The sequence below is a fragment of the Streptomyces sp. NBC_00582 genome, from assembly GCF_036345155.1.
Classification (GTDB): domain Bacteria; phylum Actinomycetota; class Actinomycetes; order Streptomycetales; family Streptomycetaceae; genus Streptomyces.
Genome location: NZ_CP107772.1, coordinates 556,031 through 581,986, shown reverse-complemented (window position 1 = coordinate 581,986; position 25,956 = coordinate 556,031). Strand labels below are relative to the sequence as shown.

General features: G+C 68.8%; 22 protein-coding genes and 5 pseudogenes. 14 read left to right on the top strand and 13 right to left on the bottom strand.

The window, feature by feature from the left end:
* Positions 1 to 3: 3 nt before the first annotated feature.
* A pseudogene (locus OG852_RS02700) lies at positions 4 to 710 on the bottom strand (IS5 family transposase); the annotation flags it as partial.
* An 85-nt stretch (positions 711 to 795) separates the two neighbouring features.
* On the opposite strand from OG852_RS02700, the gene OG852_RS02695 reads away from it, so the two are divergent.
* The 4 genes and pseudogenes from OG852_RS02695 to OG852_RS02680 all read left to right on the top strand — a co-directional run bounded on the left by OG852_RS02695 (position 796) and on the right by OG852_RS02680 (position 4,284).
* Positions 796 to 1,425, top strand: coding sequence for a GNAT family N-acetyltransferase (locus tag OG852_RS02695; RefSeq protein ID WP_330346932.1), 630 nt, complete (start codon positions 796 to 798; stop codon positions 1,423 to 1,425).
* A 451-nt stretch (positions 1,426 to 1,876) separates the two neighbouring features.
* Positions 1,877 to 2,494, top strand: a pseudogene (locus OG852_RS02690) (PP2C family protein-serine/threonine phosphatase); the annotation flags it as partial.
* 208 nt (positions 2,495 to 2,702) lie between these two features.
* Positions 2,703 to 3,578, top strand: a complete 876-nt coding sequence (locus tag OG852_RS02685; RefSeq protein WP_133916562.1) for a dioxygenase family protein — start codon at positions 2,703 to 2,705, stop codon at positions 3,576 to 3,578.
* Between the two features lie 217 nt (positions 3,579 to 3,795).
* Entirely contained in the window at positions 3,796 to 4,284 is a 489-nt protein-coding gene (locus OG852_RS02680) for a nuclear transport factor 2 family protein (protein ID WP_166663719.1), read from the top strand.
* Here OG852_RS02680 and OG852_RS02675 read toward each other — a convergent pair.
* The 6 genes from OG852_RS02675 to OG852_RS02650 all read right to left on the bottom strand — a co-directional run bounded on the left by OG852_RS02675 (position 4,262) and on the right by OG852_RS02650 (position 8,955).
* A complete protein-coding gene (locus tag OG852_RS02675) occupies positions 4,262 to 4,468 on the bottom strand; it encodes a hypothetical protein (protein ID WP_133916564.1) in 207 nt (68 codons plus the stop codon). The genes OG852_RS02680 and OG852_RS02675 overlap by 23 nt on opposite strands.
* 664 nt (positions 4,469 to 5,132) lie before the next feature.
* On the bottom strand, positions 5,133 to 6,203 hold the full coding sequence (locus OG852_RS02670) for an LLM class flavin-dependent oxidoreductase (protein WP_133916565.1): 1,071 nt from the start codon (positions 6,201 to 6,203) through the stop codon (positions 5,133 to 5,135).
* A gap of 93 nt (positions 6,204 to 6,296) precedes the next feature.
* Complete coding sequence (locus OG852_RS02665) at positions 6,297 to 6,668, bottom strand: DoxX family protein (RefSeq protein ID WP_133916566.1); 372 nt, start codon at positions 6,666 to 6,668, stop codon at positions 6,297 to 6,299.
* A gap of 99 nt (positions 6,669 to 6,767) precedes the next feature.
* Positions 6,768 to 7,451 (bottom strand): SDR family NAD(P)-dependent oxidoreductase, encoded by a 684-nt coding sequence (locus OG852_RS02660; RefSeq protein WP_133916567.1) that lies wholly within the window; start codon positions 7,449 to 7,451, stop codon positions 6,768 to 6,770.
* Between the two features lie 148 nt (positions 7,452 to 7,599).
* Complete coding sequence (locus tag OG852_RS02655; RefSeq protein WP_133916568.1) at positions 7,600 to 8,274, bottom strand: SDR family NAD(P)-dependent oxidoreductase; 675 nt, start codon at positions 8,272 to 8,274, stop codon at positions 7,600 to 7,602.
* Between the two features lie 42 nt (positions 8,275 to 8,316).
* Positions 8,317 to 8,955: an alcohol dehydrogenase catalytic domain-containing protein gene (locus OG852_RS02650; protein WP_330346931.1), complete on the bottom strand. Its 639-nt coding sequence runs from the start codon at positions 8,953 to 8,955 to the stop codon at positions 8,317 to 8,319.
* 142 nt (positions 8,956 to 9,097) lie between these two features.
* Between OG852_RS02650 and OG852_RS02645 the strand changes: the two genes are divergently transcribed.
* Both OG852_RS02645 and OG852_RS02640 read left to right on the top strand, forming a co-directional pair.
* A complete protein-coding gene (locus tag OG852_RS02645) occupies positions 9,098 to 9,796 on the top strand; it encodes a TetR/AcrR family transcriptional regulator (RefSeq protein ID WP_133916570.1) in 699 nt (232 codons plus the stop codon).
* Between the two features lie 105 nt (positions 9,797 to 9,901).
* Positions 9,902 to 10,426: pseudogene (locus OG852_RS02640) on the top strand (Tn3 family transposase); the annotation flags it as partial.
* Between the two features lie 59 nt (positions 10,427 to 10,485).
* On the opposite strand, the pseudogene OG852_RS02635 reads toward OG852_RS02640, so the two are convergent.
* Positions 10,486 to 10,629, bottom strand: a pseudogene (locus OG852_RS02635) (transposase); the annotation flags it as partial.
* Between the two features lie 216 nt (positions 10,630 to 10,845).
* Entirely contained in the window at positions 10,846 to 11,478 is a 633-nt protein-coding gene (locus OG852_RS02630; protein WP_166663720.1) for an NAD(P)-dependent oxidoreductase, read from the bottom strand.
* Between the two features lie 488 nt (positions 11,479 to 11,966).
* On the opposite strand from OG852_RS02630, the gene OG852_RS02625 reads away from it, so the two are divergent.
* Positions 11,967 to 12,377, top strand: coding sequence for a winged helix-turn-helix transcriptional regulator (locus OG852_RS02625; RefSeq protein ID WP_330346930.1), 411 nt, complete (start codon positions 11,967 to 11,969; stop codon positions 12,375 to 12,377).
* 36 nt (positions 12,378 to 12,413) lie between these two features.
* Here OG852_RS02625 and OG852_RS02620 read toward each other — a convergent pair.
* Positions 12,414 to 12,915 (bottom strand): annotated as a pseudogene (locus tag OG852_RS02620) (MFS transporter); the annotation flags it as partial.
* Positions 12,916 to 13,386: 471 nt separating this feature from the next.
* Positions 13,387 to 14,070 carry a TetR/AcrR family transcriptional regulator gene (locus tag OG852_RS02615; protein ID WP_133916573.1) on the bottom strand — a complete coding sequence of 228 codons (684 nt, stop codon included), beginning with the start codon at positions 14,068 to 14,070 and terminating at the stop codon, positions 13,387 to 13,389.
* 343 nt (positions 14,071 to 14,413) lie between these two features.
* Between OG852_RS02615 and OG852_RS02610 the strand changes: the two genes are divergently transcribed.
* Entirely contained in the window at positions 14,414 to 15,157 is a 744-nt protein-coding gene (locus OG852_RS02610) for an NADPH-dependent F420 reductase (protein ID WP_133916574.1), read from the top strand.
* A gap of 312 nt (positions 15,158 to 15,469) precedes the next feature.
* Positions 15,470 to 16,414 carry an NmrA/HSCARG family protein gene (locus OG852_RS02605; protein WP_133916575.1) on the top strand — a complete coding sequence of 315 codons (945 nt, stop codon included), beginning with the start codon at positions 15,470 to 15,472 and terminating at the stop codon, positions 16,412 to 16,414.
* 138 nt (positions 16,415 to 16,552) lie between these two features.
* On the opposite strand, the gene OG852_RS02600 is transcribed toward OG852_RS02605, so the two are convergent.
* Positions 16,553 to 16,711 (bottom strand): hypothetical protein, encoded by a 159-nt coding sequence (locus OG852_RS02600; RefSeq protein ID WP_330346929.1) that lies wholly within the window; start codon positions 16,709 to 16,711, stop codon positions 16,553 to 16,555.
* 508 nt (positions 16,712 to 17,219) lie between these two features.
* On the opposite strand from OG852_RS02600, the gene OG852_RS02595 reads away from it, so the two are divergent.
* The 5 genes from OG852_RS02595 (at position 17,220) to OG852_RS02575 (ending at position 24,808) form a co-directional block, all read left to right on the top strand.
* Entirely contained in the window at positions 17,220 to 17,960 is a 741-nt protein-coding gene (locus OG852_RS02595; RefSeq protein WP_330346928.1) for an NADPH-dependent F420 reductase, read from the top strand.
* Between the two features lie 129 nt (positions 17,961 to 18,089).
* Entirely contained in the window at positions 18,090 to 18,761 is a 672-nt protein-coding gene (locus OG852_RS02590; protein WP_330346927.1) for an SDR family NAD(P)-dependent oxidoreductase, read from the top strand.
* Positions 18,762 to 19,005: 244 nt separating this feature from the next.
* Positions 19,006 to 19,482 carry a peroxiredoxin gene (locus tag OG852_RS02585; protein WP_133916578.1) on the top strand — a complete coding sequence of 159 codons (477 nt, stop codon included), beginning with the start codon at positions 19,006 to 19,008 and terminating at the stop codon, positions 19,480 to 19,482.
* A gap of 250 nt (positions 19,483 to 19,732) precedes the next feature.
* Complete coding sequence (locus tag OG852_RS02580; protein ID WP_330346926.1) at positions 19,733 to 20,677, top strand: NADP-dependent oxidoreductase; 945 nt, start codon at positions 19,733 to 19,735, stop codon at positions 20,675 to 20,677.
* A gap of 930 nt (positions 20,678 to 21,607) precedes the next feature.
* Positions 21,608 to 24,808: a glycosyl hydrolase family 95 catalytic domain-containing protein gene (locus OG852_RS02575; protein WP_330346925.1), complete on the top strand. Its 3,201-nt coding sequence runs from the start codon at positions 21,608 to 21,610 to the stop codon at positions 24,806 to 24,808.
* A 250-nt stretch (positions 24,809 to 25,058) separates the two neighbouring features.
* On the opposite strand, the gene OG852_RS02570 is transcribed toward OG852_RS02575, so the two are convergent.
* A complete protein-coding gene (locus tag OG852_RS02570; protein ID WP_330346924.1) occupies positions 25,059 to 25,808 on the bottom strand; it encodes a dienelactone hydrolase family protein in 750 nt (249 codons plus the stop codon).
* Between the last annotated feature and the right edge of the window lie 148 nt (positions 25,809 to 25,956).

The following is a 25,956-nucleotide window of genomic DNA, read 5'->3' as shown; positions in this document are numbered from 1 at the left end:
CGGCTAGGCCGTTTCGTTTGGATCACCGTGCGGACCAGAGGAAGATGCCTGCATGTGGTGTCCGGCCAGGTAGATCGTGGCTGTCTTCTCGTAGCGGGTGGCGATGCCGCGCCATTGCTTGAGGCGGTTGATGCACCGCTCGACAGTGTTGCGCTTCTTGTAGGTCTCGCGGTCGAAGGCGGGCGGTCTGCCGCCCTGGCTGCCGCGTCGAAGGCGGTGTGCCTGCTGGCCGGCCGGGACGGGGATGACCGCACGGATTCCGCGCCTGCGCAGGTGCTTGCGGATGGCACGCGAGGAGTAGGCCTTGTCGGCCAGGACGACGTCCGGAGTGGTGCGAGGCCGGCCACGCTTCCGGAGCACTCGCAGGCGGGCCATGACCTGCTCGAAGGCGGGTGCGTCACCGGCCTGCCCCGCGGTAGGACAAACGCCAGGGGGCGGCAGCGGCCCTCGGCCACCAGGTGGATCTTCGTGGTCGGTCCGCCCCGGGACCGGCCGATGGCGTGATCGTCCGGTTCGCCGGCCGGGGGCCCTTGTTGCGGGCCCCCGGCCGCGTGCCGGTGAGCGCGCACGATGGTGGAGTCCACGGAGACGGCCCAGTTGAGGTCCTCGTCGGCGTCGGCGTGGGCCATCAGCGCGGTGAACACCCGCCCCCAGGTTCCGTCGACCGCCCACATCCGCAGCCGGTTGTAGACGCCTCGCCCGTTGCCGTATCTCTCCAATTCCCTTGGACAGGACGGCAGATCCATGCCGGCTTTCTTTGGATCACTCTCGCAGGCGTGCGATAGGTTGCCTGCCATGACCGGACTCGGACCCGTCGCCTGGCCACCTGCCCCGATAAGGACCGAACGGCTCGTCCTTCGCGAGTCCGAGCCTCGAGACCGTGCGGCGTTCATCGAGTTGTTCGCATCGCCTGAGGTGCGCACCTACCTCGGTGGTCCTCGACCGCGTGATGAGCTCGAAAGCGCCGTGCCTGAACTGCCCGGGCGGCGCCCTGGCCTTTTCGTGATCGATCTCGACGGAGCGATGATCGGCACAGTCACCCTCGATCGGCGCGACGCGGAGCGTCCGGGGCACATCCGTCCGGATGCCGGGGAGGCCGAGCTCGGCTATATGTTCCTGCCAGAGGCGTGGGGACGCGGGTATGCCACCGAGGCGTGCGCGGCGGCGCTCCGCTGGTTCGCCGCCGCGCTGCCCGGCGAGCCGGTGGTGCTCTGCACTCAGACTGCCAACGACCGCTCGATGCGCCTCGCCGCGAAGTTGGGGTTCACCGAGGCACGAAGGTTCGAGGAGTGGGGCGCCGAGCAGTGGTTCGGCGTGTGGTTGCCGACCACGCCGTCCTCTTCTCGACGCCGACGTCCTGGTCACGCTCGCAGCGACGGAGAACCCCACCAAGGTCAGGGTGACGGTAGGGGAGCGGGAGCGTGACTTCGGTGCGATCGGCTTGGCGCACCCGCACCTCACGTCCGTGTTGGCGGCACTGCGCACCGCACTGACCAACGGCGACCCCGAAACCCTCGCGGGACTCGAGCCCTCCCTCGCTGAGGCAACTGCGGCGCCGCCGCACCTTCCCGACACCGCTGGGGGCCGCCGACTCGCCGCCGCACCGCAGGCATACGGCATACGGCACTGTCGCGGGGACCATCGGGCAGCAGCCCGACGTTGCCGGTGCCCAGCCCTCGGCTGACAGTGGACAAGTCCTCGACGACGAAGTAGATGATGGCGGCGGTCTGCTACGGGGGGATGAGGAGGACGAGCCCGAGGGAGCGGTCTTCCCCGCCCTGAGGATCCTCAAGGAAGCGGTCGCCCGCTCGATGATGCACCCGATCCCAGTCAACCGCACCGAGGAACGCGACAGCGGCCCGTGGCCCCTGATCTCCGGCCGCGCTCCTTCGACGAGGAGGAACGGACCCTGCTGACCGCCCTGAGCGGTCTGGTCGCCAGGCTCTGGAACGGGCCCGCCTGTACGACGTCGGACACATCCGGGCCCAGGGACTCCAGCGCGATCTGCTGCCCGGAACGCTGCCCTCCTTGCCCGCCGTATCCGCTGCGGCCCGCTCTACCTTCCCGCGGGGCGCGGCGGGGACGGGGTCGGCAGCGACTGGTACGACGTCATCCCGCTGTCCGCCGATCGCGTCGCCATCGTGATCGGGGACGTCATGGGGCACGGCATCACCGTGGCGGCGACCATGGGCCGGCTCCGCACGGCCGTCCGCACGCTCGCCGACCTGGAGCTGGAGCCGGACGAACTGACCGTCACCCTCCCCTTGGAGCCGCCGAACCGCCGTTCGATGTCGACGAGGTGCGCCTGCCGGGCGAGAGCCTGCTGGTGTTCTGCACGGACGGTCTCGTCGAGTCCGCCACCCGGGACACGGAGGAGGGCCTCGTCCAGCTGCGCCGGACCCTGGCCGAAGAAGTGAGCCGCACCCCGTACTTCGACGTCGGCCCGCAGGACGACGGAGGCGATCTCGGCAGGCTGTGCGACCACGTCGTCTCGGCCAGATGAAGGACGCTGACTCAGCCCCGTGAACGGGGCTGTCCATGACGGATTCAACGCCGTGATGGTCACATCCAGTGACCGGCGGTTACGGAACAGCGTTTACTGGATGGGCCTTTCCAGTTGATGTACCATCAACTGGAGCACCTAATCCACTTGGGGGTTCCGGGCCGTCGCGGCCCAACGCCCACCACGGCAGGGGACTTTGATGAGCACGTTGGAAAGCACCAGGCTCCAGGTCGTCTTCGACGACCTCCAGTCGACGATCGCGGATCTGATCATCAAGCACGGAGTGACCGAGCAGGAGTTCCAGCAAGTCGTCGCATGGGCCCTGGAACTCGCCGAAGCCGGCGAAATACCCATGACGATCTACCAGTTCTTCATGCATCCGGTACTGGAGGCCAACCTGGGCGCCGCGTATGCGAATCCGGAGAAGGACGGTGCGAGCCCCTGGATCGGCAGGGGACCGGCCTATGTACCCGGGGCGCCGGTCCTGGAACGCCCGTACGCGCTGCCCATGCGCCCCGACGAACCCGGCGAGGTGCTCTTCGTCTCGGGACAGGTGCGCTCCACGAGCGGCGAGCCGATCGCGGGCGCGGAGCTCGACATCTGGATGACCAACGCCAAGGGCGACTACGCGAACCTGACCGCGGAGATGATCCGGCCTCTGGTCATAGACCTTGACGAGAGCCTGCCCCCGTTCAACCTGCGCGGAAGGCTGCTCACGGACGACGAGGGTCGCTTCGAGTACCGGACGGTCATGCCCGGCATCGAGGTCATGGGCATCGACGAGGACGGCCCTCTGGGCAGGCTCACCAAGAAACTGGACCGGGTCGACATCCGCCCGCTGCACATCCACGCGATCGTCACTGCCGCCGGCTTCCACACGCTGACCACGCAGTCCTACTTCGAAAGCGACCCGATCGTCTACAAGACCCTCGAACCCCGCACGACGCCCGAGTCCAGCGTGCACGCCACACAGCTCCATGACGACCCGGCCGACTTCAAGGCGCGCGGCCTGGATGCGCCTTACCACACCGTGACCCACGACTACGTACTGCGCCAGGTGACCCCAGCAGTCTGAGTGAACCGGACCCAGGAAGTTCGGCGGAGCGCGGGGCGACAGACCGCGCTCCGCCGCAGTCCAGGGTCTGGCGGCGATGTCCCTGCCGTGGCGCGGACATCCATCACGCCTGCCCGATTTCGCAACGTCCGGGCGTCGACACCTCCCGTCCACGCCCGGACCGGATGCCATCAAGCTCACAACTCCGTGCTGCACGGAGCGATCAAGGAGGATCTACATGCCCGACAGGGTCGCCGACGAGTTGGCCATCCGTGGCCTTACCGCACACTTCAATCACATGGTCGACCAGCTGCGCGGCGCCGATTGCGCCGCGGCCTTCACCGAGAACGGCGTACTCGAGGCGGGCCCGCGCCACGAGGGCAGAGCGGCCATCGCAGCCTTCTTTGACGCCCAGGCGCATGGAGAGCCCATCGACATTGGCTTCGGAATGACGGGACATCTCTTCTCTACCGTGCATGCCACCACCGACAACGTCATCACCATCGAGGGTGACACGGCGACCCAGACGTCGTACATCCTGGTGTTCCGCCAGGTCCCGCGTGAACTGGCGCGGGATGGGCTCTATGTCATCACCAACCGCTGGCATGATCGACTTGTCCGGACGGACGCCGGTTGGCTGTTCGAGCACAGGACCATGCACGTTCTCCAGACGAACGCGAACCCTGACGCCACGGCGCAGGATCTCAGGCTGCCGACACATCCGTGACCACTGAAACCGCCGAGTTCGAGGTGAGTGGCGTGACGCCGCGCAGCCCGGCCGGGTCCAGGTAGGTGCGGGCGGCGATCTCGCGGACCATCCCGGCTCGCGCTTGAGTCGAGTACGCGGGATCGGCCGCCTCCCGGGTCAGCTGGTAGCCGCTCTCAGCGCCGTGCTGATTCGAGTGGGGCATGATGCGTCGGCACGACGGTCTCGCGGAGCCCGTGGCCCGCTTCGGCATCTCGGCCGGCACCGCGGCCCCGATCCTGCTCAGCCCCGGTCGGCAGTGCGAACCACAGCTCAGCGCGTGGCGGGGCCATCGATGTCGTAGCCCAGTGCCGCGGCGACCTTCGACATTCGACACGGTGATGACCGCCCGGCCGTCTGGGGGCCGATGTTGGGGTCGGCGGTGCAGTCGCGGGACCAGCGGCACTCCAGGCCCTCAGCCACAGTCCGGTCAGCCGAAGCAGGGGGACTGCACTGGAGCCGAGCAGGGGCTGACGGCCGGGGTGGAAGAAAACCGGGGGCGCGTGACGGGCGAGGCCGCGTCTCCCTCCGCTGTGATGCGACCGCCGGTGACGGCGACCCACGTCACGCCAACGAACTCCGCTGCACCAGGCAGGCCGGTGACCGACGGTCCGGCGACTGCGCGGATGCTCGATGCCCGACACCGGAAACTACATCGGCGTCCTGCGTCTGCTGAGACCCAGCAGGGGCCCGGCCGCCGCGCCCACGTCGGCGGGCTGGGCGAGCCGGCCGAGCGGGACGGTGCGGGAGTGCTTCAGCAGGACGATCGTCGTCTTCCCACAGGGTGCGCATATTGCAAGATCGTGGCTGCCGACGTCCGTGACGCCGGTTCAGCTGTTTGTCAGGCTGCGGCCGGTCCGGCCGGCGGGGGCGAGTTCCCTGCGGATGACAGGGGCGATCTCGGTGGCGAGAAGCTCGATCGAGTCATGGACCATCCCGGCGGGCATACCGCCGAAGTCGACCTGGCCCATGTAACGGTCGATGCCCAGCACTTCGCGTTCGGCGAGGATCTTGTCGATGATCTCCTGGGGACTGCCGACCATCAGCGCGCCGAACGGTACCGCTGCGGCGTCGAACTCGGTGCGTCCGATGTGAAAGCCGCGTCCGGTGGGCGGCTTGGGGCGGACGTATTCCTTGTAGAAGGGGAAGACGTCGTCGCGTGCCCCCTGGGAGGTGCGGCCGACGTAGAAGTGGCCGGATCTGCCGAGCCGCAGCCGGTCGGCGGGGTGGCCGGCTGCGGTGCCGACCGCGCGGTAGTGCTCGACGAGGGGGCGGGCACGTCGGATGTCCCCGCCGATGAGGCCGAGCGCCATGGGCAGGCCGAGGCGCCCGGCGCGTTCCACGCTGGAGGGGGTGCCGCCCACGCCGAGCCACAGCGGCAACTGCGGCTGGTGGGGCGGGGGCTGGACGGACAGGCCGTCCATGGCCGGGCGGAACCGCCCGCGCCAGGTGACGTGTTCGGGGTTCTCACGGATCGCGAGCAGCAGCCGCAGCTTCTCCGCGAACACGTCGTCGTAGTCCTCGAGATCCACGCCGAACAGGCGGAACGCCTCGATGAACGCACTGCGACCCGCGATGATCTCGGTACGGCCCTCGCTGATCAGATCGAGGGAGGCGAAGTCCTGGTGCAGCCGGACCGGATCGGCGGTGGACAGCACCGCCACGGCACTGGCCAGGCGGATACGGCTGGTGGCCTGGGCGATCGCGGCCAGCGGGACGGCGGGGTTGGCGACTGCGAAGTCCCAGCTGTGGTGCTCGCCGAGACCGAAGACGTCCAGGCCGGCCTGGTCGGCGGCGATGGCGTAGGAGACGATCTCGCGGGTGCGGCGCCCCGGGTCGTGCAGCTTTCCTGTGGTGGGGTCGGTCTGCAGGTCGGACAGGGAGATGATGCCCAGTTCCACGGTCGTCTCCGATAGGCGGACAGGGGTGGGGAGGGAGCGGCCCGACCGGCGTGGTCGCGGGCCGGGCCGCTGTGAAGGGGCGGGACCGGGTGGTCAGAAGGAGTAGGGCCCGAACCGGCCCCACATGATGACCGCGGCGACGATGAGCAGGATCGCGTTGAACCCGATGGCCTGCGGCTCCTTGCGGCGGGCGTGGAGGCCCATGGCCAGGACCATGATCACAGCCAGGCCGGTGGCGGCCAGCGGGGTGAGCACGGTGGCGATGTCGAAAGCGCCCGGCAGGATCAGCCCGAGGCCGCCCGCGAGTTCGGTGACGCCGATCAGACGCACCACGGGTGTCGAGACATCACTGACCCACGGCAGCTGGGACATGAGCTTTTCACGGGGCTGGGTGGACTTGGTGACGCCGGCGGCCACGAACAGCGCGGCGAGGACGCCCTGCAGGATCCACAGGAACACGTTCATCGGAGCGGAGACCTTCTTCTTCGGTCGCGCCGCGGCGGGGATCGCCGCGGCGCGTGGGGATGGAGCGGATCAGGATTCAACGGGGAGCGTTGCGAGGCGTCAGACGGTGAAGACGCGCTCGGCTTCGTCGCGTTGGGTGTGCAGGTCCCAGTAGAGAGGGGCGATGTCCTCGGCCTCGGCGGTCGGGATTTCGGGAGGGCCGCCCGCGCCGATCCACACGCCGATGGCGACGTGCGCGGCCTGGATACCGGTGCCGGCCAGTTCCTTGTGCAGGTTGAGCACCCAGTTGCGCAGCGCCGCCTGGGCGGGGTTGACGTTGCCGAGCATCGGGATGGGGTCGACCGAGCCGGCGCCGTTGGTGAAGAGCAGGGTGCCCGCGCCGGCCTCACGCATCGCGGGCAGGACGGCCTGGGTGGCGGTGATGGCGCTGTAGAGCAGGAAGTCGATCCATCCCTGTACATCGGAAGGGCTGGTCTGGGACGGGGAGGTGAGGGTCATGGAGCTTATGGAGCCGTTGCCCGGAGAGGGGGAGTGCTCCAGCACGTCGATGCCGCCGAAGCGGGTGGCGGCGTCCTTGAGGGCCTGGGTCAGCGCGTCGTGGTCGAGCACGTCCGCCGGGAACGCGGCGGCGGTGATGCCCTCGGCGGTGAGCCGGCCGACGAGGTCGTCGAGCTTGTCGCGGTTGCGGGCGATGAGAGCGACGTCGTAGCCCTGGGAGCCGAAGGTGCGGGCGATGGCGAGGCCCATTCCGGGGCCGGCTCCGACGATGGCGATGCTGGGCACGGTGCAATCCTTTTGCGTTGTGGTGGAAGCGTCTGGGACACGGACTGGTCAGACGACGGTGATCGCGATCTTGCCGACGGTGCCGGCGCCGAACGCGGAGGAAGAGGATGGAACGGATCAGGATCCAACGGGGGAGCGCTGGGTGGCGTCAGACGGTGAAGACGCGCTCGGCTTCGTCGCGTTGGGTGTGCAGGTCCCAGTAGAGAGGGGCGATGTCCTCGGCCTCGGCGGTCGGGACTCCGGGAGGGCTGCCCGCGCCGATCCACACGCCGATGGCGACGTGCGCGGCCTGGATACCGGTGCCGGCCAGTTCCTTGTGCAGGTTGAGCACCCAGTTGCGCAGCGCCGCCTGGGCGGCGTTGGCGTTGCCGAGCATCGGGTTCGGGTCGACCGAGCCGGCGCCGTTGGTGAAGAGCAGGGTGCCCGCGCCGGCCTCACGCATCGCGGGCAGGACGGCCTGGGTGGCGGTGATGGCGCTGTAGAGCAGGAGGTCGATCAGTCCCTGTACATCGGAGGGGCTGGTGTGGGACGGGGAGGTGAGGGTCATGGAGCCGAAGCTCGGAGCGGGGGAGTGCTCCAGGACGTCGATGCCGCCGAAGCGGGTGGCGGCGTCCTTGAGGGCCTGGGTCAGCGCGTCGTGGTCGAGCACGTCCGCCGGGAACGCGGCGGCGGTGATGCCCTCGGCGGTGAGCCGGCTGACGAGGTCGTCGAGCTTGTCGCGGTTGCGGGCGATGAGAGCGACGTCGTAGCCCTGGGAGCCGAAGGTGCGGGCGATGGCGAGGCCCATTCCGGGGCCGGCTCCGACGATGGCGATGCTGGGCATGGTGAAGTCCTTTCGTAGGGGAGGGGATGGGGTACGGACTGGTCAGGCGACGGTGATGGCGATCTTGCCGAGGGTGCCGGCGCCGAACGCGGCGAACGCCTCGGGGGCACGCTCCAGGTCGAACTCGGAGTTCACCGGCACCGTGAGGGCGCCGGCGGCGACCTGCCCGGCGAGGGCGGACAGGGTGTCGGCGGTCGGGTTGGACCGGATCAGGGCGGTCTGTAGTTTGCGGTCCTCCGAGGCCTCGGGGACGGTGAGGGCGGAGGCGACGGCGCCGCCGTCGCGGGTGAGCGCGGTGAGCTCGGCGAGGTCGCCGGCGAGGTGCAGCACCGCGTCCACGCCGTCGGGGGCGATCGCCCGGACCTGCGCGGTCACGTCGGCGACGTACTGCGCCATCGAACCGGTGCCCAGGTGCGCCTTGGTGACCACGCCGAACGCTGCGTCGCCGACCGCGAAACCCTCAGCGACCGCCTCGACGGTGCCGGCGAAGTCCTTGCCGGGGATCAGCGGGAAGCGGTGCTCCCTCATGCCCTGCAGGTATCCGGCCACCGTGCCCAGATCGAACCCGTTCACCAAGGAGGCGGCCACCTTCACCAGCACCTCACCGGCCTCCGGGCGGGGCACTTCCGCCTCGGTCACCTCGGGGCTGCCGGGTACCTGCGCCAATGTCACAGCGCGCATGATCATCAACTCCTTGGCGCGGGTGTCGCTCGATTCGGGAACGGCTGTCTGATTCGCGATCCGGAAGGGCCTGTCCGGTTCCGCGGTGTCCACGATAACACTGAAACTGGATGGGGCCTTCCGGTTTGGTAGACTGGGTGTCATGAACCTTGGCGCCCGATCCAGCGATGACCCTGCCGCACCGCCTCTGCGCAGCGATGCCGAGCGCAACCGCGCGCGGATCGTCGCCGCCGCTCGCATGGTGTTCAGGCGTGACGGCCTGAATGCCTCCATGTCTTCCGTGGCCCGCGAGGCGGGTGTGGGCATCGCCACTCTGTTCCGCCGATTCCCGACGAAGGAGGAGCTGGTCGCCGCGGTCTTCGCCGACCGTATGGACGCCTACGTCGACGCGGTCGGCGTCGCCCTCGACGACCCCGATCCCTGGCGGGGTCTCGCGGGGTTCATCGAAACCGTCTGCGCGATGCAGGCCGCCGATTACGGCTTCGCCGACGTGCTGACCATGACCTTCCCCTCAGCCAAGGCTCTGGAGGAGCGCCGAGACCAGGCGTACGGGGGAGTCGTCCAGCTCATCGGCCGCGCCAAGGCCGCCGGACGTCTGCGTGAGGACTTCAGCACCGAGGACCTGGTGCTGATGCACATGGTCACTGCCGGTGTCGTCAACGCCACCGGCGACGCCGCTCCCGACGCCTGGAAACGCGTCGTCGCTCTGATGCTCCAGTCCTTCGAGGCCCCCGCCCGCGGCCCCCTGCCCGACCCGCCCGAGCCCCGCGCGCTCTACAAAGCCATGCTCCGTGCCAGTCAGGCGTGCTCCGCCTCGGCGGAACCAGAGAGGAAGGACTGAAGGGCCACGTCCGCCCGACTGCGCATCAGCGGCTCGGTCCGGTGGCCGGCACCGTCGGTCCGAGGCGCCCAGGCCGACAGCTAAGGCGTCTGTCAAGCTCACGGGATGACTGGCAGCGCGGGTACGACTGATCTGAAGGTCACCACCCGCAAGGGCGAGCCGTGGATCACGGTTCCGAAGCTGGAGCCGCTGGCCGAGCCCACCGGCCTGGCGGCCCTCAAAAGGGAGGTCGCACGCCGCTGGGGCGTCCTCGACATCCTGGACGTGCTGAAGAGCGCCGACATTCTGACCGGCTTCACCGCGGAATTCTCCTCAGTGGCCGCGTACGAGCGCATCGAGCGTGACGTCCTCCAGCGCCGTCTGCTGCTGGCCCTCTTCGCTCTGGGCACGAACATGGGTATCCGGGCGATCGTGGCGACCGGCGAGCACGGCGATAGTGAGGCTGCGCTGCGGCACTGCACCGACACCGAGATCGGGTCGAACCACGTCGACACCCACGGCGCCTCGGTCGTCGGGTTCGCCTTCACCGAACTGCTGAACTTCCGCCTGCCGCCGAGGCTGAAGAACATCGGCAGCATCCGCCTGTACCGCCCCGACGACACCCTGCCCGGCTGGCCGGCGCTCGGCGCCTCGCTGACGAGGCCGATCCGCTGGGAGCTGATCGAGCAGCGGTACGACCAGATAGTGAAGTCCCACTGGATGCCGGTGTGCAGGACGAAGAGAATCCCGCACAGTGCCTGCCGGTCCGGCACTCGAGGGCTGCCCTCGACCAGCTTCGGCGTCGGCTCGGGCAGCAACGGCTCGATCAGCGACCACAGTTCATCCGACACGATCCACGGCCGCGACTGCCGTTTCCCCACGACCAGACCAACGACAAACCTCACCGATAGTCACATGATCAACAGCTTTTGTTGGAGCCAGTAAGTGACGCTGAGGGACTTCCAGGGCCTGGCTGACTTGGGAGCCATCGGCGAGCCACCCCCGGCTGATCGGAATGTCCGGGCGTGGCCAGGCGGCAGCCGCGTTCTGTTGCATGGCCGACGGTGTGCCTACTTGTCGGTTATGAACGGTGCGCGGCCGATCTGGGAGGAGTCGGTGAGCTGCTGGAGGAAGTACGCGGCGGCGTTGGCCCGAGAGAGGCGCAGTCCTCCCTTGTCGCCGACCTTGCGGACGTTGATGGAGGCGGTCTTCGGGCCGTTGGAGAGGAAGGGGATGCGGACGATGGTCCAGTTCAGTCCGGACTCGCGCACGATGTGGCCGATGGTCACGATGGTGTTGTACGCGTCCGGCGCGAACTTCTTGACGGCGGTGGCTGTGAGGCCGACCTTGAACTCCTTGCCGTCGGCCGGGTCGGGGATGCTGGGCGTGCCCAGCGCCACCAGCCGCTCGACGCCGTGTTCCTGCATGGCCGCGGTGATGTGGCGGTAGCCGGTGACCAGCGGTGGGGCGTCGGCCTTCTTGGTGGTCGGGCCGAGCGTGCTGAGCACGGCGTGACTGCCGCGGATCGCCTCGGCGATGGCCGCGGCGTCGTTGAGCTGTCCCTGGACGGGGGTGAGCCGCTCGTGCGTGGGCAGTTTCGAGGGAGTGCGGGCGTAGGCGGTGACCTCGTGGTCCTCGGCCAGGGCCTGGTTGATCAGGAGCAGGCCGGTGGGGCCGGTTCCGCCGAAGACGGTGACGCGCATGGGGTTCATTCCTTCACTGCGTGGAGAGGTTGGTTCGGAGGATCGGTGGTGTTGACCGAGTGACGTGCGGGGCGGATCAGGCGGCCTACTGGTCGATGTCCTTGGCCAGTTGGCGGGCCTGGCCGTGTGCCGTGGCCAGGGATGCCTCGTGCGCCGGGATGAGGGCGGCCATCGCGGGGACGGCGGGGGCCCTGGTCAGCTTGGGGGGGCACCGAGGTCACGTCGAGTCCGAGTGTGTGGGACCTGCCCAGGATGGTCTCCAGTGTGGGGACCGCGTGGTCCCTGCCCTCGGTGGGGGCGCCGGGGCCGTAGCCGCCACCGCGGGCGGAGACCACCACGGCCGGGCGGCCCGCGGTGGGGGCGCCGTTGGCGGAGTCCCTCACCATGGAGCTCCAATTCCTACGACTTGTGCGTAACGCCATGATGGACCAGTATGGAGGCCGTTGCAAAAGGCACATCCGTGTGCGTGCCGGAGAGGAATGTGCGTCATGGGCGCGACCAGCGAGGCCGACATCGGGGGAGCTGCGACGATTGGGCCGTGCGCAGCCATTCCCGCAGACCAGATGGCATTTATTCGGCAGATCCTGGACCGCATCGGCGACAAATGGAGCCTGCTGCTGATCGCCGTCCTCGAGTCCGGCCCGCTGCGCTACACCGACCTGCAACGACAGGTCCCCGGCATCTCCCAGCGCATGCTCAGCCTCACCCTGCGCCAGCTCCACCAGGACGGCCTGATCACCCGCACCGCCTACGCCGAAGTACCCCCGCGCGTCGAGTACACCCTCACCCCGCTGGGCCGTGGCCTGCACGAGATCGTCACGTCCTTGATCGGCTGGGCCGCCGGCCACCACGACGAAATCCGCGCCAACCGCGACCGCGCCGCAAGCCTTGGATCCTGACGGGCACGGCACCCGGGAGCGGGGCATGTTTCATGGGTCCACGAGCGGCTCCTTGACGCGTAGCTCGAACAGACCCCACCGCAGCAGCACCACGACGGCTGCGGCGAAAAGGCCGAGGGTGGTGCCGCTGCCCCAGCCGGCACCCTAGGAAACGGCGAGGAGTCGGCAGACCAGGCCGGCCGCCATGCCGATGGCGCCGATGAGATGGAAGCGTCCGCCGGAACGCACCTTCGACTCCGCTACGAACACCAGCACCAGGACGGTGGCGAGGGCGTCTGCGGCGCCCGAGGCCCAGAACAGCGTGTGCCAGTTGAAGTTGTCCGCGATGGCCGCGGCGGCGGGCAGGCCGAGGGCACCACCCACGCCTTGAGATGCGCTAACGCGGTGGCGGAGCCGAGTCGCTCCCCGGGGGCAGTTCGTCGCGCATGATGCTGATGCCGAGCGGGACGACGCCGGCGGCCAGCCCCTGCAGCGCCCGGCCGACGACCAGCGGGGCCAGTGTGTCGCTGAGGGCAGCGGTGACCGAGCCCGCCGGGAGGCCGATTTCCGTGTGGGCACGGCAGGCGTTCGGCCTCAGCCGAGTGCCGCGGTGCGGACTTGCCTCGGCGCCATGGGGGAGTTCATCCCCGCTCGATCGCCTTCGCGTCCCTGGAAACCGTACGTTGTGACGGATGTCCGTACGGGGCGTAGAAGGACGCTGGTGATCAAGGGCACTATGGGGATGGCCCCATGGTGTGCGGCAGTCGGAATTCCTCGTAGACGACCTGCGCCACACGGCCCGCGCTGGTCGCTGCGATCGCCTACGGCACGCCGAATGAGGCACTCGTGGATCGCCTCACGGGGTGACGCGTCTGCGTCACAACACCAACACGTCCTCGGGCGGCGCTCGGCGGTGCACGCCGCCCGTCACGCCACTTGTGTGCTGGTACGCCCATCGGGTGTCGTGCTGCGAGGGGACGCCGTCGGTCGATTCCGCAGGTCTTCGAGCGCGGTCGCGGTGAACCGTCTTTCACCCAGTGCAGTCGCGCCTACCGTCGAGTCGGAGCATGGCGCGGTACAACTCGTCCTTGCTCAACGGCGGTTGGGGAAGCGGGTGCGCCCGCTCGGCGCGGAATCCGTCGAGCAGCAGGTGCAGGAAGCGGCGCCAAGTCCCCGGTGCGACGTCCTGAGTGGCTTCGGTGACGCTTCCGTTGGCCCAGATCACGAAGGTGAGATCTTCGGGAGTGACGTCGGAACGAAGCGTTCCCTGCTCCTGTGCGCGCTCCACGATGCGGACGGCGAGTTCATAGATGCGTGACTGCGCCCCCGCCAGACACGCCGTCTCCGGCAGCCGAATGGCAGCCAGGTCCTGGAATCCCTTGTCCCCGACCTGGAGTTCACACATCGTCTCGAGGAAGAGACACAGCCCCTCCCACGCGTCGTCCATGGCCACGGCCTTCTCTGCGGCCTCCCGCCAGGCCTCGATCTTGTCGGCGAACACCGCCTGCACGAGGTGGAGGCGTGTGGGGAAATGGCGGTACAGCGTGCCGATGGCCAGGCCCGCTCGCTTGGCCACCTGCTCCAGCGAGGCCTCAATGCCTTTCTCGGCCAGACATGCGCGAGCCGCCGCGAGCAGCGCGTCCCGGTTGCGCTGCGCGTCACGCCGCAGAGGACGGCCCGTCGCGGCTGCGCCGCGTGCTCGATGAGTGGACATACCCAAGAGGATATCCAACGTGAGGTGATCCTCATGTTTGCTGCTACGATGGGCAACATGAGGGGCTCCTCGACTTGTCTGGTCGGGAGTGCAAGTCGCCAGTCGCATACGGAGTCCGGACCAGCGTCCTCCCGCGCAGTTCCTGCCGGCGACGACGTCTCGCGACCGGCCCAGCCGTCGCCGGGAAAGAGTCGAAGGACCGCCGGCGTTTCTGTGGGCCCAGCGGATGGCGGCCTCCTCGAATGTGCCCCTGCGTGATCGAGCCTGGCCCACTCCCACCCTTCGAAGCTCTGCCCCAACGACCCACTACCCAGCTCTGTTGACCTACCAGGAGACATGACCCATGACGAAGACTCTCGGAATCATCGGCGCCGGCGCGATCGGCGGCATTGTGGCCCGCCACGCCGTCGACGCCGGCCTGAACGTCGTCCTCAGCAACTCCCGGGACCCGGAGACCCTCAGCGACCTCGTCACCGACCTCGGCTCCCTTGCCCGCGCGGCCACCCCGGCCGAGGCCGCCCGGGCCGGCGACCTGGTCGTGGCCACCATTCCGCTGGTCGCCTACCACAAGCTGCCTGTCGCCGCACTGGCGGGCAAGACCGTGATCGATACGATGAACTACTACCCCGAGCGCGACGGCCAGATCAGCGAGCTGGACTCCGGCGAGTTGACCTCCAGCGCCCTGGTGCAGCGCCACCTGGCCGACTCCCATGTGGTCAAGGCGTTCAACAACATTTCCTTCCGCTGCCTGCTCACCCTTGCCCGTCCCTCTGGGGCGCCCGATCGCAGTGCGCTGCCCATCGCCGGTGACGAGCCGAGCGCCAAGGCCGAGGTAACCGAACTGCTGGACACCCTCGGCTTCGACACGGTGGACATCGGCACTCTGACCGAGAGCTGGCGCAGCGAACCCAACACCCCGGTCTACGTGTACCCGTACTTCCCGGGTCTGCCGCCCTTCGGAACCGGTCAGGAAGAGGTCATGCGCTGGGTCCGCGAGACTTCCGGAGCCCCGGTGCCCGCGCACAAGGTGAAGGAACTGACCGTCGGCGCGGTCCGGGGCCCGGTAGGCGGCCGTTTCTCCTACTAGAGGTGGTCTGCTCCGGCCGGACGTGACTGGTCCGTGACTGGTCCAGAAGCACCGGTCAGGAACGGGACAGCCGGTCGCCGTCCGGGAGTTGGACGAGCCAACCAGGTTCATGCGCGCCGGCTCGACCGGGCAACCCGACGTGGCGCCCGGTGGCTTCATGCGCCCTGGCCAGGACGTCTCCTCGCGCTGGCCGCAGGGGTGCAGGCCGGCCGGCGCGTGCGGGGATTCCCATAACCAGCGCCGGCACCCCAACTCTCCTTGTCCGCCCTCGACAAGGGTGGGCTCATCACCTCAGAAGCCAAGGAATGTCTTATGTCTGAGAACAAGGTCATTGCGGTCGTCGGCGCGACGGGCGCGCAGGGCGGCAGCCTCGTCGAGGCCATCCTGGAGCACCCCGGGAGCGGCCTGACGGTCCGCGCCCTGACCCGCAACCCCGACTCGGAGAAGGCGAAAGCCCTCGCCTCGCGTGGCATTGAGGTGGTTCGCGGCGACGCCGACGACCCGGGCAGTCTGGAGTCGGCATTCACGGGCGCTCACGGCGCGTTCCTGGTGACCAACTTCAACGAGCACGGCGATGCCGCCCGCGAGACCGCGCAGGCCAAGGCCATGGCAGACGCGGTCAAGAAGGCCGGCGTGCGGCACGTGGTCTGGTCGACTCTGGAGGACACCCGCGGGCTGATCGCCGACGACGACCCGCGCTTCGTCAAGCTCGAGGGCGGCCGATACCTCTTGAACTCCGACTCCAAGGGCGAGGCGGACGGCTACTTTCGCGAGCTGGGCGTACCCACCACGTTCATGCGCACCTGCTTCTTCTGGGAGAACCTGTTCGGCCCGATGTTCCTGCGGCGTGGTGACGACGGTGCGCTGCTGCTGACCATCGCCATCGGTGATGCCCTGCTGCCCGGCGTGTCGGTGAAGAACATCGGCCGGTTCGCCTTCGGCATCTTCACCCACCCGGAGTTCATCGGCCGCACCGTCGGTGTCGCCAACGCGCACCTCACCGGTGCGGACATGGCTGACACCCTCGCCCGTCTCCTGGGCGAGGAGGTCCGCTACGAGCCGTACACGCTGGACGCGCTGCGCGCCCTCGACATGCCCATGGCCGACACCTTCGCCAACCTGATGCAGTTCAAGCAGGCCTTCAACGCAGAGTACGTCGGCGCCCGTGACCTGGATGTGGTACGCGTCCTCAACCCGGAGGTCGAGACGTTCGACCAGTGGGTGAGTGAGCACAAGGACCAGCTCAAGGCCCGCTGACAGGGCTGCGAGGAATGCCGCCCGCCCGAGTCCCGCCCTGTATCGGCGGGGACCGGGGTGGGTTCGGCACAGGCTCTTGCAGGGTGGCGTCATGACCTTGAGGCGTTGATGTCCACTCCGGCGGGGTGCCGGGCCTTGTCACAGGAAGCCGTGGACGTCGAGTGCGGCGGTCGCGGTCACGTGGCCGAGGCGTCCCTCGGGGATAGAGCGGTAGCCGGCGGCGCGGATCGCGCTGATGAGAGCGCCGCGGAAGATCGCGGCGGCCTCCCGCCAGGCCTCGGTCCCGTCGGCGGGCACTGCCCCACGAGGTGGAGGCGTGTGGGAAGTGGCAATACGGCGTACCGATGGCCGCACGCTCGTTTGGGCACCTGCTCCAGCGAGGCTTCGATGCCCTGCTCGGCCAGACACGCGCGAGCCGCCGCGAGCAGCGCGTCCCGGTTGCGCTGCGTGCCACGCCGCAGAGGACGGCCGGTCGCGGCTACGCCGCGTGCTCGATGAGTGGGCATACCCAAGAGGATCAACCTGAGGTGGTCCTCATGTTTGCTGCTACGATGACGCATGAACATGAGGTCCCCCTCGATTTTGCTGGCGGGTGTGGATCGCGGCCCAGTCGCATCCGGAGTCCGGGATGAACGTCGTTCTGCGGGTACCGCAGGCCCTGCCTGCGAGGACGTCTTCGCGCTCGGCCCGGTCATGGGGTCGCGTCTGCGCTACGTGCCCGGACGGGTGCCCGCCCCTGACCATTCGAAGTACCGCCAGGCAACTCGGCACTCCTCTCTGCGGACTTACCAGGAGACGTGAACCTGTGACGAAAACCCTTGGAATCATCGGCGCCGGCATGATCGGCAGCACATTGGCCCGCCTCGCCGTCGACGCCGGCCTGAACGTCGTCCTCAGCAACTCCCGGGACCCGGAGACGCTCAGCGACCTCGTCGGCGAACTCGGCTCCCTTGCCCGCGCGGCCACCCCGGCCGAGGCCGCCGGGGTCGGCGACCTGGTCGTGGCCACCATTCCGCTGGTCGCCTACGACAAGCTTCCTGCCGCCGCCCTGGCGGGCAAGACCGTGATCGACACGATGAACTACTACCCAGACCGCGACGGCCACATAGCGGAGCTGGACTCCGACGAGCTGACCTCCAGCGCCCTGGTACAGCGCCATCTGGCGGACTCCCATGTGGTCAAGGCGTTCAACAACATCTTCTTCCGCAGCCTGCTCACCCTCGCCCGCCCCGCCGGCGCCCCCGATCGCAGCGCCCTGCCCATCGCAGGCGACGACCCGACCGCCAAGACCGAGGCAGCCGGACTGCTGGACACTCTCGGCTACGACACGGTGGACATCGGAACCCTCGCCGACAGCTGGCGCAGTGAACCCAACACCGCGGTCTACGTGCAGCCGTACCTCCCGGGCCAGCCGCCGGAGGGCGCCGGCCAGGAAGAGGTCACGAGCTGGTTCCTCGCGGTCGAGGGCATCCCGGTGCCCGCACACCGGGTGAAGGAACTGACCGACGGCGCCGTCCGGGGCCCCGCAGGCGGCACATTCTCCTAGAGGCGGGCTGCACCGGCCGGACGCGAAGCGCCCGTCGGCGTCTCGTACGTCCCGTGCACGGCAGCCACCCCTGGCGGTCGTACCCCTCCGCTCAGCCACTTCCTCACACTTCGAACAGGAGCTCCTCGCATGCCCGTCATCGCCATCGTCGGAGCAGGCCCCGGCATGGGGCTGTCCATCGCCCGCCGCTTCGGAGCCGAAGGCTTCCAGGTCGCCCTCATCTCCCGGACCAAGGAGAAGGTCGAAGCCCTTGCCGCGCAGCTCGTGGCGGACGGAGTCGAGGCCGCCGCCTTCGCCGCCGACGTCATGCGCCCGGACACCGTGCGCTCGGCACTGGCCGCCGCAGCCGACCGCTTCGGTCCCATCGACGTGCTGGAGTACTCGCCCGCCGACCGGGGCCTCGCCGGTGTCTCTGCCGCCGAGGCGACTGCCGAGGACCTTCAGCCACAGATCGACCACTACCTCTACGGAGCCGTCGCCGCCGTGAGCCAGGTACTCCCAGGGATGCTGGAGCGCGGCAGCGGCACCCTTCTGTTCTCCACCGGTGGCTCCTCGGTACGGCCGAGGGGAGGCAGCTTCGCCACCATCGGCATCGCCGCCGCCTCGCTGCGCAACTACGCGATGACGCTGAACGTCGAGCTCGCCGAGCGCGGCATTCATGCCGCACACGTGGCCATCAGCGTCTTCATCGGCAGCGGCCCCGGCACCGAGGCCGACACCATCGCCGAGCACTACTGGACCGCCCACACCAAGCGCGACAAGCCCGAGATCGTCCACGCCCTTCCCGGAGACACGCCCTGAGCCCCTCTGACTGATGCGCGGCAGCGGCAGTTCGCGCGGCGGATGACCGCAGGCCCGGCTACGGCTTCATTTTCGTGCCGCGTGAGTCGTGCCGGCCTTTCCTGGGAGAGCGGGCACCACTCAGGTCCCCTACGCAGGGGCGGTCGGTCTCGGCATCACCTACGCCGCCGGTACACCCGATCTCCCCCCCACCCACAGCCGCAGCAGTCTGCTGCCTGCGGCGGAAGAAAAGAGGCAGATACACATGGCAAGTCGCATACAAACGGGCGACAAAGCGCCCGACTTCACCCTGCCGTCACAATCCGGTGCACCGGTCCGGCTGTACGACCGGCTCGGCGACGGGGTGGTCGTCCTGTACTTCTATCCCAAGGACGAAAGCCGCGGCTGCACGGCTGAGGCGTGTGCTTTCCGGGACAGCCACGAGGTCTTCACCGACGCCGGAGCCGAGGTCATCGGCGTGAGTTCCGACTCGGTGGACAAGCACGCGGCTTTCGCCGCCCGGCACAACCTGCCCTTCACGCTGCTGAGCGACGAGAAGGGGCAGGTACGCAAGGACTACGGCGTGCCCAGCGTGTTGGGCATCATCCCGGGCCGGGTCACCTACGTCATCGACCGTCAAGGGACGGTCCGGCATGTCTTCAACTCGCTGACCAACACGGGCCAGCACGTCAACGATGCGCTCGACGTGGTCCGCACCATCCAGACCGAGGACCCGGTCTGACACCGCCGCGATCCACCTCCCGCCGGGCGGACCGCTGTGCCACAGAGCAGGTTCAGTCCAACCCGTTTCCCCGACGACAACTCCGCCGTCCCGCTCCCCGACTTCGCCAGTGGTGAAGCGGCGAAGCCCGGTCCGCCTCCCTGTTGACCGCAGGCACCCACCCCTAGAAGGCCGCAGCCGCAGGAGGCGTCCGCAACGCGCTCCTGGCCAGTGGCCGATCGCGTTCGACAATTCAGACAGGAGCATGACCATGCCGAACGGTACGATGAGAGCAGCTCAGATCGACCGCTCCGGTGGGCCGGAAGTGCTGCAGATCCGCGATGTCCCTGTGCCGACTCCGGCGCGAGGCCAGGTACTCGTGAAGGTGCACGCGGCCGGCGTCAATCCCATCGACACTCAGCTGCGACGGCTCCGGCTGGGGTCCTTCCCCCGCGGGACCGGCGTGGACTACGCGGGAGAGGTGGCCGCGCTCGGCCCGGGCGTCGACGGTCTGGAACCCGGCCAGCGGGTATGGGGCTTCCTGGGCATCCGCATGCGCAGGACCGGTGCCGTCGCCGAGTACCTCGTCGCGAAACCGGAGCAGATGTCGGCCGCGCCCACGACCATCGACTTCGTCTCGGCGGCAGCGCTGCCGGCCGTCGGCCTCACCGCTCTGCAGGTCCTGCGGGACGGGCTGCGGTTGCAGAGCGGCCAGCGGCTCCTGGTGGTCGGCGCCAGCGGCGGAGTCGGCAGCACCGCCGTCCAGCTCGGCAAGGCCATGGGCGCGAGCGTCACGGCCGTCGCGAGTGCCCGCAATGCCGACTTCTGCCGTGAGCTCGGGGCCGACCAGGTCCTCGACTACGACTCGATCAAGCCTGGCGCCCTGACAGGGGAGTTCGACGCGCTCGTGGACTGCCACGGAGGCTCCGCGCGTCAGTACCACCGGATGGTGCGCAGGGGAGGCCGCGCCGTCACCATGACCATGAAGGGCCTGCCGTACGCCCTGCTCTCCGTGCTGCTTCCTGGCCCCCGGATGCGTTTCATGTCCGAGAAGATGCGGCGCGACGACATGGAGACCCTGGTCGGGTATGTGGACCGCGGCGAACTGCGCCCGGTGGTCGAACAGGTCTACCCGCTGAGCGCCGTCCAGGACGCCCACCGCGCGGTCGAGACCGGCCACGCCCGAGGAAAGCGCGTGGTCGACCCAACTCAGTAGGCCGGCCCTGTAGGAGATGACCACGCGAGCGGTTCCGGGCCCATCGCGAAAGGCCGTTGACCAGGTTCCAGCACAGGTTGCCGTGTGCCAGGGCGACGCCCTTTGGGGCGGCCGGAGGTGCCTGACGTGAACGCGATGATGGCGATGTCTGAACAGGCCGGCGGCTTCTCGATGAATGACGCGGACGGCTCGGCGTCGGCGTGCGGGTCGTCTCACGTCAGGCGTATGCCCGTGCCGTCGGGAAATCGCTCGTCGCCCGGGACCGCAGACCGTGCGGTCTCCTCGCGCACGGCGGTGAGCTCGCCCTCGGTGGCTGCGGGTGGAGCAGCTGGAGCACAGCTCGGCGACCGGCGTACGCCGCTTCAGCAGTCGACGGGCGGTCAGCTGCTCGGGGTGGGCCGGTTCGAGGTCCCACGGCCGCCGGCAGACCGTCGCGGAAGGTCTGCGTGGCCAGCCGTTGCGGAGTCACCAGACATGAGGCCTTCCCCGAAGGCGCGCACCCTGCTCGCCGACACCCGGTAGCGGGCGAACCTGCGGCGGGCGACCGGCACCATCCGCGAGGAGCGGCCGGCGGTCGCCGCCGAACTGGAGGATCGAGGAGCGCGGGGCGGCGCCGGGGTCGTGGGCTGTTGGCGTGCGGGTGCCAGCCCTGGCGTTCATCGGCACGTCAGTCAAGGTGACCCAACATCCGATGTATGGGAGAGCTCATCGCTGTCCTCTGCTGCTTGCCTGGGTGCAGTCGACGTGGGAAGTTCTTTTCTCATCACGCCAGATGGGCTTGTCGAACTGCCGGTGGACGTCACATGAGTTGGTGCTTGCAGCCCTCTAGACATCCGATCTATGGCGCGGCAAAGATGACGTGCCCCTCGGAGGACTCGGAGAGGTTGCACTTCCCCTCGTGCCGAACACCCATGGCTGGGAGATCTTGCCGTGACCCATGCATCCCACCCGCAGCGCAGAAGCGTCCTGAAGCTCGGCGGCGCCCTCGCCCTCGCACCCCTGATCACTCAGCTGACGGGTGGCACCCCTGCGGGGCCGGCCTTGGCCGCCACTTCCGCCGCGTCGGCGGCCGTCCGGTGGCCGACCCTGTCGCGGAAGGCGCTGAAGTACCCGGTCCCCGCCCTGGACTGGCAGTCCCAGGCTCTGCCGATCGGCAACGGCCGTCTCGGCGCCATGCTGTTCGCCGACCCCGACCAGGAGCGCATCCAGTTCAACGAGCAGAGTCTGTGGGGCGGGGTCAACAACTACGACAACGCGCTCGCGGGCAAGCCCGACAGTGTGTTCGACACCGGTATGACCGGTTTCGGCTCGTACCGGAACTTCGGCGACGTCGTCGTCACCTTCGCCGGCCGTGCGAAGGTCACCGCTCCCGGGGGGCCGTACCGCACCTCCTCGTCGGAGGGCGTGGAGAAGTCGTACGACGGCAACGCGAGCACCAAGTGGTGTATCGACGGGCCCGGTTCGAGGGTGCAGTGGCAGGTCGAGCTCCCCGAGCCCGTCGCGGTCGCCTCCTACCGTCTGACGAGTGCCAACGATGTGCCGCAGCGCGACCCGCAGGAGTGGACGCTGTCCGGTTCCGCCGAGGGCGCCGACTGGACCACCCTGGACAGCCGCACCTTGGCGGCGCCCTTCGAGAGCCGTTTCCAGACGAAGGAGTTCACCTGCGCCACCAGCGGGTCGTACCGCTTCTACCGGTTCGACTTCGTCCCCAAGGCCGGGGTCAGCCACTTCCAGGTGAGCGAGATCGGTCTGACCGGCGTCGACCTCGGAGGCGCCGCACTGTATCTGTCGTCGCCGAGCGGGCACTCCGAGGGATCAGGGGCCGGGGCCGGGGCCCAAGTCATGGACGTCTCGTGTTCGGTGGACCGCGATCCCGCCACGGTCTGGCGGGTCGACGACGCCGCACTCGCGGTCGTCTGGCAGGCCGACCTGCCCCGCGCGGTCGCCGTCACCTCGTACACGCTGACGGCGGCGCCGGACCGTCCGCTGGACGATCCCGGGCGGTGGACGCTCGAGGCGTCGCAGGACGGTCAGGCCTGGGTGACGCTCGACACGCAGAGCCCCGGCGCGCCCTTCGCCGGGCGTGGCGAGACGCGGACGTTCCGGATCACCAACAGCACCGCCTACCGCGCATACCGGCTCACGTTCACCCCCGGCGAGTCGTCCACCGGTTTCCAGATCGCCGAAGTCGCCCTGGACGGCAGGGGCTTCGACACGCGCACGCTGCGCACGTTCGTCGACTACCAGCGCGCCCTGGACTTCTTCGACGGTATCCATGTCACCCGGTTCGGCGCGCCGGGGCGGAGCGTCCGGCGGGAGGCCTTCGCCAGCCGGTCCGCGGACGCCATGGTCTTCCGGTACACGTCGGACAGCGACCAGGGACTCTCCGGCGCCATCTCCCTGACGTCCGGACAACAGGGGGCTCCGACGACCGTCGACGCTGACGCCCGGCGGATCTCGTTCAGCGGTGTCATGGGCAACGGCCTCAAGCACGCGTGCACCGTCCGGGTCGTGCACACCGACGGCGACTTCCGCGCCGACGGATCGGCCCTCCGGTTCAGCGGCTGCACAAGCCTGACCCTGTTGCTCGACGCCCGTACCGACTACAAGCTCGACGCCGCCGCCGGATGGCGCGGAGCCGATCCCGAACCGGTCATCACCAGGACACTCGACAAGGCGGCCGCCCGGTCCTACAGGGAACTGCGCGAGGAGCACACCGACAAGACACGTGCGCTCATGAACCGTGTCTCCGTGGACTGGGGCACCTCCGACGGCGTCGTCGTCGCCCTGCCCACCAGCGCCCGGCTGGCGCGTTACGCGTCGGGCGGCGAGGACCCCACCCTCGAACAGGCGATGTTCGACTACGGCCGATACCTGCTGATCAGTTCCTCGCGTCCGAACGGACTGCCCGCCAACCTCCAGGGTCTGTGGAACGACAGCAACTCACCGGCCTGGGCCTCCGACTACCACACCAACATCAACATCCAGATGAACTACTGGGGAGCCGAGACGACGAACCTGCCGGAGTGCCACGAAGCACTCATCGAGTTCATCAGGCAGGTGGCGGTGCCCAGCCGCGTGGCGACCCGCAACGCCTTCGGCGAGGACACACGGGGCTGGACCGCCCGCACCAGCCAGAGCGTCTTCGGCGGAAACGGGTGGGAGTGGAACACCGTCGCGAGCGCCTGGTACGCGCAACACCTCTACGAGCACTGGGCGTTCACCCAGGACATGAAGTACCTCCGTACCGTCGCATACCCGATGATCAAGGAGATCTGCGAGTTCTGGGAGGACCACCTCAAGGAGCGCGAGGACGGACTCCTCGTCGCGCCGAACGGCTGGTCCCCCGAGCACGGGCCGCGTGAGGACGGCGTCATGTACGACCAGCAGATCATCTGGGACCTGTTCCAGAACTACCTCGACTGCGAGGCCGCGCTGGAAGCCGACCCCGCCTACCGGGCCAGGGTCACGGACATGCAGGCACGCCTCGCGCCGAACAAGATCGGCCGGTGGGGGCAGCTGCAGGAATGGCAGGAGGACATCGACAGCCCCACCGACATCCACCGCCACACCTCACACCTCTTCGCGGTCTACCCGGGCCGCCAGATCACCCCGAAGACACCCGACCTCGCGGCCGCCGCCCTCGTCTCCCTCAAAGCCCGCTGCGGCGAGAAGGAAGGCGTTCCGTTCACGGCCGCGACGGTGTCGGGCGACAGCCGCCGCTCATGGACCTGGCCCTGGCGAGCCGCACTCTTCGCCCGCCTCGGAGACGGACACCGCGCCCGCATCATGTTGCGCGGACTCCTGACCTACAACACGCTGCCCAACCTGTTCTGCAACCACCCGCCCTTCCAGATGGACGGCAACTTCGGCATCACGGGCGCCGTGGCGGAGATGCTCCTGCAGAGCCACGACGACGTCATCCACCTGCTGCCCGCCCTGCCCGACGCCTGGAAAACCAGGGGTTCCTTCACCGGGCTGCGCGCCCGCGGCGGCTACGAGGTCAGCTGCGAATGGCGGGACGGGAAGGTCACGTCCTACAGGATCGTGGCCGACCGGGCACGGAACCAGGGGAACATCACCGTGCGGGTCAACGGCGCCGACAGGAAGGTGAAGCCGATCAAGCCCTGAAGGCGGCAAAGCGAAGACGGCGGCCGCGGGACATGACGGCGAACACCGATCCGTGTTCGTCCCGCGCCGCCGCTGTCGTCGGCACGGCCGGTTTCCCGACCGCGTCCTGCCGACCGGTACAAGACACGTCGCGTCCGGCAAGCGTGCGGAACCTCGTTGCCGGCAAGGACGGAATCAGCCAGCAGGATGCCGTGAAGCAACCGCCATAGAGCGGCCGGGTGGGACGAATCTGGGGCACCCTGAGGTGGGGTCAGGCCTTGGTCGTGTGCTTGAGGTGGGTGTCGAAGAAGGCCTCAATGCGTAGCCATGCGTCAACAGAGGCTTCTGGGACAGGTCCGAACCCGGCGACGCGGTACAGCGGGTGCAACAGGCGCGGGCCGAATTGTTCGTCGTTGAGGAAGGAGTGGCCTGCCTGTGGGTACTCCTTCACGTCATGTACGACGCCGAGCCTGTCGAGGGCGGAGTCGAGCTTCGCCGCCGACCCCTTGAGCGGTCGGTCGCGGCCCCCGTAGCTGGCGACGATGGGGCAGGCGCCGGCCAGGGCCTGGTCCATGTCCTTGGGGAGCTGGCCGTAGTTGGCGGACGCGGCGTCGAAGCTGCCGCTGCCTGCCGCCATGAGGGCGAAGGATCCGCCCATGCAGAAACCGATGATCCCGACCGCGCCGGTGCAGTCGGGGTCATCGACGAGGTAGGTTCTCGCGGCGGCGATGTCCTGGTAGGCGCGGCCGTGGCCGGACAGCGCGGCCCGCATGGTGGGTATCAGGCAGCGCCGTGCGCCTCCGTCCGTGTACAGGTCGGGCATCAGGGTCAGATATCCGGCGCTTGCGAGCCGCCGTGCCTGTCGGAGCATCTCGTCATTGGCACCCATGACCTCGTGCACGACCACGACACCGGGCCATGGGCCAGGTCCGTCCGGCCGGACGAGATGCCCGGTCAGCCGCTTGGAACCGCCGACCGGGGCGCTGAGGTGGGTAAGGGTGACGGAAACGGGATCTGTCATGGCATCCTCCGGACGACGACATGGGGCGGTGTGGTGTGGTGTGGGTGAGGCCGATGCCATCTGTTTGTTGCTCTCTCCCCGGGCAACCGTGAAGGGCACTGGTCCTCATTGCGGGGGCAGGCAGCCGCGGTCGCTCCGCGCCGATGAC